General features: G+C 74.7%; 6 protein-coding genes and 1 tRNA gene. 4 read left to right on the forward strand and 3 right to left on the reverse strand.

Annotated elements, in window-relative coordinates; genetic code table 11:
- A partial coding sequence (locus J1M38_RS09705; protein ID WP_274608423.1) for a MaoC/PaaZ C-terminal domain-containing protein occupies positions 1–360 on the forward strand: 360 nt, incomplete at its 5' end.
- 67 nt (positions 361–427) lie between these two features.
- Here the strand turns inward: J1M38_RS09705 and malQ are convergent.
- The gene (gene malQ, locus J1M38_RS09710) at positions 428–3,916 is read right to left on the reverse strand and encodes a 4-alpha-glucanotransferase (RefSeq protein WP_230277983.1); all 3,489 of its coding nucleotides are present in this window, start codon (positions 3,914–3,916) and stop codon (positions 428–430) included.
- 106 nt (positions 3,917–4,022) lie between these two features.
- Positions 4,023–4,106, reverse strand: a tRNA-Leu gene (locus J1M38_RS09715).
- A gap of 116 nt (positions 4,107–4,222) precedes the next feature.
- On the opposite strand from J1M38_RS09715, the gene J1M38_RS09720 reads away from it, so the two are divergent.
- Positions 4,223–5,548 carry a M20/M25/M40 family metallo-hydrolase gene (locus J1M38_RS09720; protein WP_036384810.1) on the forward strand — a complete coding sequence of 442 codons (1,326 nt, stop codon included), beginning with the start codon at positions 4,223–4,225 and terminating at the stop codon, positions 5,546–5,548.
- Positions 5,549–5,599: 51 nt separating this feature from the next.
- Here J1M38_RS09720 and J1M38_RS09725 read toward each other — a convergent pair whose 3' ends face one another.
- Positions 5,600–5,839, reverse strand: coding sequence for a DUF5703 family protein (locus tag J1M38_RS09725; RefSeq protein ID WP_036384809.1), 240 nt, complete (start codon positions 5,837–5,839; stop codon positions 5,600–5,602).
- A 93-nt stretch (positions 5,840–5,932) separates the two neighbouring features.
- On the opposite strand from J1M38_RS09725, the gene J1M38_RS09730 reads away from it, so the two are divergent.
- Positions 5,933–6,151: a hypothetical protein gene (locus J1M38_RS09730; RefSeq protein ID WP_036315190.1), complete on the forward strand. Its 219-nt coding sequence runs from the start codon at positions 5,933–5,935 to the stop codon at positions 6,149–6,151.
- A 69-nt stretch (positions 6,152–6,220) separates the two neighbouring features.
- Positions 6,221–7,054, forward strand: a complete 834-nt coding sequence (locus J1M38_RS09735; protein ID WP_036315183.1) for an undecaprenyl-diphosphate phosphatase — start codon at positions 6,221–6,223, stop codon at positions 7,052–7,054.
- Positions 7,055–7,143: the final 89 nt, after the last annotated feature.

The raw sequence follows: 7,143 nt of genomic DNA on the forward strand, positions 1-7,143 counted from the left end.
GACTTCGTGCCCCCGACGCCGACCGCCCAGTGGCGCTTCGGGACGGGGGCCGGACGCCGGTACGCGGGCGTCTCCGGGGACTGGAACCCGATCCACCTGACGGGCGTCTCGGCTCGACTGTTCGGCATGAAGGGCGCGATCGCCCACGGGATGTTCCTGGCCGCCCGGATGCTCGAGGGCCGTGAGCCGGCCGGCGCCGGGTTCCGCTGGCACATCGACTTCGAGGCGCCCGTCGTGCTGCCGACCACCGTGGCCGTCCGCTACGAGCCCGGGCCCGACGGCGGCACGCGCGTGTACGGCTGGGATGCGCGGCGCCGGCGCCCGCACTTCTCCGGGGAGATCACTCCGCTCGAGTCCTGACGGCCACCGGGCCCGCGCACCGGCCCGCCGAGACTCGCTGTCTCGGCGGGCCGGTGCGTTCGGGCGGTCAGGCGTCCAGCCCGGGCGACCGCCGCGGCACGGCGGTGACGGCCTCGAGCAGCCCGTCCGCGTAGGCCTCCCACGAGTGACCGGCGGCGTGGCGCACGGCGCCGGTCCCCAGTGCCGCCCAGGCGTCACGATCCGCCAGGATCTCGGCCAGGGCATCGGCCCACGCCTCGGGGGTGCCCGCCGTCACGTGGCGGCCGGACACGCCGTCGAGGACCGCGTAGACCAGTCCGCCGACCCGGTGCGCCAGCACGGGCGTGCCGCAGGCCTGTGCCTCGAGGGCGACCAGGCCGTAGGTCTCGGACGCGCTCGGCATCGCCACGACGTCCGCCGCCCGGAACTGGGCGGCCAGGGCGGGCGCGGGCACCGGCCCGGAGAACGTCACCAGGTCGGCGACCCCCTCCCGCGCGGCCAGGCCCGCCAGGTCCAGCTCGTCGTCCCCCGAAGCGGCCCCGTTCACGTGCAGGCGCACCCCCGGGTCGGCGCCCGCGCCACCGGCCCGCTCGCGCAGCACCCCGAGGGCGGCCACGAGCAGGTGCGGGCCCTTGTGCCGCTGCACGCGGCCGGCGAACAGGACGCGCAGGGCCCCGTCGTCCTCCGGGGCGCCCGGCCACTGCGCGGCGCCCTCCGGCGTGAACGTCTCGAGGTCGGCCCCGGGGGGCAGCACCCGGGTGCGGGCGCGGGGCACGTCCAGCAGCTCGCGCAGGTCGGCGACCTCGGCGGCGGAGTTGACCACGAGCAGGTCGGCCCGCTCGGCGACCTCGCGCTCGGCCTCGATCCGCGCGGCCGGCTCGCGCAGCTCGGGGTCCTCGAGCATCTTCGCCGCCGCCGTGGTGTGCATGGTCTGCAGGTACGGGGCGTGCGCCGCCCGCGCCAGCGCCGCGGCGGTGGACCCGGAGAGCCAGTAGTGGCCGTGCACGAACGCGACGGGCGGGGCGTCCGCGCCACCGAGGACGGGACCGCCCGGCACGGCGTCCGAGGCGAGCCAGTCCAGGGCCGCGCGGGTGAACTCGGCGCCGAGTCCCGCCAGCTCCTCCTTGGGCACGGGAGCGGACGGCCCGGCGGCGAGGTCCACGACCGTGACCGGCGGGGCCTGCCCGCCGGCGTCCAGCATCCGGACCCGTGCGCCATCCGCTCCCACCGGCTCCTCCGCCCGGGTCAGCAGGATCATCCGCACGCCCCGGCGGGCCAGGGCCACGGCGGCCTGCCGCACGTAGACGTTCATGCCGCCGGCGTCGCCGCGGCCGGGCTGGGCCAGGGGGGAGGTGTGCAGGCTGACCCCGATCCCCACCGGCACGGACGCCCGCAGTTCGGCGTCCACGGCGTCGAACAGCCGGGCCGCCGACGCCGAGTCCGCCAGGTCCTCGACGGAGACCATCCGTCCGGCGCCGTCGCCGAGCGGCACAGTCCAGTTCGGGTACTGGTCCTGGAGGGTGCCGGGCTGGTTCTGGATGCGCCGCTCGCCCACGGCGTCCACGAGCGCCACGCTGTGCAGGGCCGAGGGCGCCTGCGCGAGCAGGCGGTGCAGGGCCACGATCTGGCGTTCGCGCACCTCGGGGCCGGCGTCGGGGACGTCCACGTCCGCCTCGGCGAGCAGCCCGCGCCGGGCCGCGGCGGCGAGGAACGCGCGCACCTCCTCCGCCGACCGGCGGCGTTCCTGGGCGACGTCCACGGTGTAGAGGCCCAGCCGTTCGCGCAGGTCCACCTGGACGCCCTCGAGGTAACCGGCCGTGGGCGGCAGGTCGTGCGTGTTCACCGCCGCCATGGCCAGCCGCCGGTAGCGCTCCGGCGGGGTGGGCTCGCCGTCCTCCTGTTCGAACCACAGGATCGACGTGCCGAGCACGCCGGCCTCGGCCAGGCGGCGCTGCACCCACGGCTCGAACGTGCCGAGGTCCTCGCCCACCACGACGACGCCGGCCCGCTCGGCCTCGAGCGTGAGCACGGCGAGCATCGCCTCGTGGTCGTATTCGACGTACGCGCCCTGGGTGGCACCGGCGCCCTCCGGGATCCACCACAGGCGGAACAGCCCCAGGACGTGGTCCATCCGGATGCCGCCCGCGCCGCGCAGCACGGTGCGCAGCATGTCCCGGAACGCGGCGTAGCCGGTCTCGGCCAGGCGGCGCGGATGCCAGGGGTGCTGCGACCAGTCCTGGCCCAGCTGGTTGAACAGCTCGGGCGGCGCGCCGACGGACATGGTCGGCACCAGCACGTCCCCGAGCATCCACGCGTCCGCGGTCTCGCGGGTCGCCCCGACTGCCAGGTCCACCATGACGCCCATGCGCATGCCGGCCGCCCGGGCCCGCTCCTGCACGCCGGCGAGCTGCTCGGCGGCGATCCACTGCACCCAGCGGTGCAGGTCGACGTCGGTCGCGCGTTCGACGCGGACCCGCTCCGCCTCGACCCCGCCCGGCGCCCAGGCCGGGTCGGCGAGATCGGGTCCGGTGCCGTCGCCGTCCAGCCGCAGGACGGACCAGAGGGCGAAGTCGTCCAGGCCCGGGCCGGCCTCGGCGCGGAACCGTGCGTAGGCGGCCTCGCGCTCGGGGGAGCGGGGCACCTCGTGCACGCGGCGCAGCGCGGGCCACAGGACGGCGGCGACGGCGGCCCGATCGATCCGGCCGGTGCGCTCCAGCTCCGCCTGGACGCGGGCGCCGGCCGACCGCAGCTCCGCCTGCTCCGCGGCGGGCAGGTCGGCGAACTCGGGGATCGAGGGCACGTGCACGACCAGCGCCGAGAGGAACCGACGGGAGACGGGGGAGTAGGGGGAGTCCGCCGGATGGGGGCCGGGCTCGATCGCGTGCAGGGGGTGCAGCAGCAGGAAGTCGGCACCGTGCCGGGCGACGATCTCGGCCAGGGACGCCATGTCCGCCGCGTCGCCGATGCCCCACGAGTCCGCCGAGGTCACCGAGTAGCCCTGCGCGGCCGCGCCCCAGCCGCGGCGCTCGAGGAAGGGACGCGCCGTGCTCAGCCGGGTCGGGGCGCAGACCAGGACCGCGGAGGCGGTGGAGCCGGAGCCGCTGGTCACCTCCAGCCGGTGCCAGCCCGGGGCGAGGTCGGCGGGGATCTGAACGTGGACGCGCTCGCGTTCGACGCCGTCCACGAGGCGGACCTCGGACACCGGCTCGCTCACGCTCACCTCGAGGGTCCGCCCGTCCTCCGTGCGCACGCGGGCCACGACCGGCTCGCCCGCGGCCACGTGGCACGGCACGGACAGGCGGTGGCCGGACCGGGCGGCCACGGTGGGCGGGAGCACGTCCCGCCAGGGGGCCGTCTCCGCCTCCTCCAGCGCCTCGGCCAGAGCGGCGACCCCGTCCGGACGGACCGACACCCCGAGGGCGGCGAGCACCTTCACGAGGGCCTCGTCCGGCACGGTCTGGGCCGAGCCGTCCTGCCCGACGTACTCGGGCTGCACCCCGTGGGCTCGCGCGAGCCGGTGCAGCAGTGCGGGGGCTTCCAGGGCCATCAGGTCCTCCATGCCGTCGTGCGGTTCCACCGACGGCGCCTGCCGTCGCACAGACACCACTCTAGAGGGGACGCCGGTCCGGGGAACACGCAGGGCCCCGGTCGTGACGACCGGGGCCCTGCTGCTCGACGAGCGGTGCGCGAGGGGGGACTTGAACCCCCACGTCCTTGCGGACACAGCGACCTCAACGCTGCGCGTCTACCAATTCCGCCACTCGCGCTCATCGGTGGAGCCCTGGGAGAGGCTCCGTCGCCCACCGCGTTCCGGTCCTGTCCGGTCCGTCCCGCTCCGGGCAACTCGAGAAAGATAGCACGGGTTCGGGCTAGGCTCAAAACCATGGTCGAGAACATCGAGAACCCCGCCCGCTCGCGCCCCGAGGACCGCGTCGTGGAGATCTGCCGCGACCTCATCCGGATCGACACCACCAACCGCGGGGGCAACGTCTCCGTCGGTGAGCCTGAGGCCGCGGAGTACTGCGCCCGGCTCATGACCGAGGCGGGGATGACCCCCCGCTTCTTCGAGTCGGCGCCGGGCCGGGTCTCCGTCGTCGGGCACCTGCCGGGCTGGGATCCGGAGGCGCCGGGGCTCGTCATCCACGGGCACACGGACGTGGTCCCCGCCGAGGCGGACGAGTGGAGCGTGGACCCGTTCGGCGCCGAGCTCAAGGACGGCATGATCTGGGGGCGCGGCGCCGTGGACATGAAGGGCATGGACGCCATGGTGCTCGCGGTGCTGCTGCACCTGGCCCGCACGGGCCGCCGGCCGCGGCGACCCCTGACGGTTGCGTTCTTCGCCGACGAGGAGGCCGGCGGCGTCTACGGCGCACGCTGGGTCGTGGACCATCACCCCGAGGTGTTCGACGGGTGCACCGAGGCGATCTCCGAGGTGGGGGGCTTCTCCACCGAGGTGCACGGCTCGCGCGCCTACCTCGTGCAGACCGCGGAGAAGGGGCTCGCCTGGCTCAACCTCACCGCGGAGGGCGCCCCCGGGCACGGCTCGGCCCCGCACCCGGACAACGCGGTCACCCGGCTGGCCGGCGCCATGACCCGCATCGGCGGGCACGAGTGGCCGCTCGTGTACACCAAGACCACGCGCGCGCTGCTCGAACAGGTGGCCGAGATCATGGGCGTGGACTTCGACGAGACGGACCCGACGCCGCAGCTCGACGCGCTCGGGCAGGCCCGTTCCTGGGTGGCCGGCACCCTGCGCACCTCGTCCAACCCGACGGGGCTGACCGCCGGCTACAAGCACAACGTCATCCCGTCCTCGGCCACCGGCACCGTGGACGTGCGCCTGATCCCCGGGGAGGAGGAGTCCGCCCTCGCCACGATCGCCGAGCTCGCCGGTCCCGACGTGACCATCGCACCCGAGCACCGGGACGTCGCCCTGGAGACCCCCTTCTCCGGGGACCTGGTGGAGCTGATGATCGCCTCGCTGCAGGCGGAGGACCCCGAGGCCCAGGTGCTGCCGTTCATGCTCGGCGGGGGCACGGACAACAAGTCCCTCTCCCGGCTGGGCATCACCGGCTACGGCTTCGCGCCCATGCGCCTGCCCGCCGACCTGGCCTTCACGTCCCTGTTCCACGGCATCGACGAGCGGGTGCCCGTGGACGCGCTCGAGTTCGGCTGCCGGGTGCTCGAGCGGATGCTGGAGCCGCGCTGATCCGGGCCGCGGGCGCGACGACGGCCGGGGCGCCGTCGTCGCGCCCGCGCCTCAGACCGTCTGCAGGGTCGAGGCCACGCGCATCACCCGGCGGCGCATCCAGTAGCGGCGCGCCCCGTCGCGGTAGTGCACGGAGCGCTGCAGCTCCCATTGGCCGTACTCCGCGTGCTCCACGAGGCGCCGCCGGGCGTCGGCGAGGGACTCGTGGGCGGCGACCGTCATCACCAGGTACTCCCACTTCTGTCCGCGGGAGATCGCGTCGAGGGTCGAGGACATCAGCTGTTCACGCACCCGCCCATCCTGGCAGACGGCGTCGGGTCCGGCGGCCGGTCCCGCACGGCCCACCCCTGGCCGCGTCACCGGCCACCGGGTTACCGTTCACCCATGAGCTCTGACGCCCGCATGGCCCTCGAGGCCCTCACCACCGCCCTGAACGAACACCTCGTGGCCGCGCAGAACAAGCGGGGCGAGGACGACCCCGCCGTCGAAGCCGCCTTCTTCGCCGTGGCCGACGCCTTCGAGGCCTACGAGGACGCCCTGTACGCGGACACCGAGGAGGTCACCCCGCTCGACCTCTTCGACGACGAGGACGACGACGACTGACCGTCCTGCTCGTGACGGATCGCACGGCCCCGGGTTCCCACCCGGGGCCGTGGCGTACAGTGACCCTCCGTGACGTGGATCGAAGCCATCATCCTGGGCCTGGTGCAGGGCCTCACGGAGTTCCTGCCCATTTCCTCCTCCGCCCACATCCGCATCGTGGGCGAGTTCCTGCCCTCCGCGACCGACCCGGGGGCGGCCTTCACGGCCATCACGCAGCTCGGCACGGAGCTGGCGGTCCTCATCTACTTCTGGCGCGACATCACCCGCATCATCGGCCGGTGGTGCGCCGCGGTCACGGGGCGGATCCCGCACTCGGACCCCGATGCGCGCATGGGCTGGCTGATCATCGTGGGCTCGATCCCGATCGCGGTCCTGGGCCTGCTGCTGGAGGACTGGATCGACACGGAGTTCCGGTCGCTGTGGATCACGGCGACCATGCTCATCGTGTTCGGCGTCCTGCTCGCCCTGGCGGACCGGCTCGGCCGTCAGACCAAGCCGCTCGAGAAGCTCACCGTGCGGGACGGCGTCCTCTACGGCCTGGCCCAGGCCCTCGCGCTGATCCCGGGCGTCTCGCGCTCCGGCGGCACCATCGCGGCCGGCCTGGCCATGGGCTACACCCGGCCCGCCGCCACCCGCTACGCGTTCCTGCTGGCGGTGCCCGCCGTGTTCGCCTCCGGCCTGTACAAGCTGTACACCTCGCTCACCGATCCCGGCACGCAGGGCCCGTACGGCATGGGGGAGACGCTGGTCGCGACCGCGATCGCCTTCGTGGTGGCCTACGCGGTCATCGCCTGGCTCATGCGCTTCATCAGCACCAACTCGTACCTGCCGTTCGTCTGGTACCGCATCCTCCTGGGCGGCGTCCTGTTCGCCCTGCTGGGCGCGGGCGTCATCAGCGCCTGAGCCCGCTCCCGCCGCCGGGCATGGCGGCCCGGCACCGCCGAACCACCCCGATCTGAGGAGTCCCGTGAAGTCCTGGAGCACCCCCGCCC

This window comes from Micrococcus sp. KRD070, assembly GCF_017168435.1.
In the GTDB taxonomy this organism is placed as follows: Bacteria; Actinomycetota; Actinomycetes; order Actinomycetales; family Micrococcaceae; genus Micrococcus; species Micrococcus luteus.

Bases quoted from the DNA above. Each gene is read 5' to 3' on its own strand.
- J1M38_RS09720 (WP_036384810.1), top strand. From the start codon at position 4,223: ATGGTCGAGAACATCGAGAACCCCGCCCGCTCGCGCCCCGAGGACCGC.
- J1M38_RS09730 (WP_036315190.1), top strand. From the start codon at position 5,933: ATGAGCTCTGACGCCCGCATGGCCCTCGAGGCCCTCACCACCGCCCTG.